We start from the raw sequence: 533 nt of genomic DNA, 5'->3' as shown, positions 1-533 counted from the left end.
ATGAAAGTGAACGCAGGTGAGAGCTTCGGCGCATCATCGACCGATCCTGATGTTCTCGGATGGATTTGAGTAAGAGCATACGGGGCCGGACCCGAAAGAAGGTGAACTATGCCTGTATAGGGTGAAGCCAGAGGAAACTCTGGTGGAGGCTCGCAGCGGTTCTGACGTGCAAATCGATCGTCAAATATGGGCATGGGGGCGAAAGACTAATCGAACCTTCTAGTAGCTGGTTTCCGCCGAAGTTTCCCTCAGGATAGCAGTGTTGAACTCAGTTTTATGAGGTAAAGCGAATGATTAGGGACTCGGGGGCGCTATTTAGCCTTCATCCATTCTCAAACTTTAAATATGTAAGAAGCTCTTGTTGCTTAATTGAACGTGAGCATTCGAATGTATCAACACTAGTGGGCCATTTTTGGTAAGCAGAACTGGCGATGCGGGATGAACCGAACGCGAGGTTAAGGTGCCAGAGTAGACGCTCATCAGACACCACAAAAGGTGTTAGTACATCTTGACAGCAGGACGGTGGCCATGGA

At 49.0% G+C, this 533-nt stretch carries 1 rRNA gene; it reads left to right on the top strand.

Features of this window, described 5'->3' with window-relative positions:
• Window positions 1–533, top strand: a 23S ribosomal RNA gene (locus ABD363_RS32500); the annotation flags it as partial.

The organism is Streptomyces glaucus (assembly GCF_039533365.1).
Taxonomy (GTDB): Bacteria; Actinomycetota; Actinomycetes; order Streptomycetales; family Streptomycetaceae; genus Streptomyces; species Streptomyces glaucus.
The sequence above is the reverse complement of the archived record's forward strand: the minus strand, read 5'-3'. Positions and strand labels throughout refer to the sequence as shown.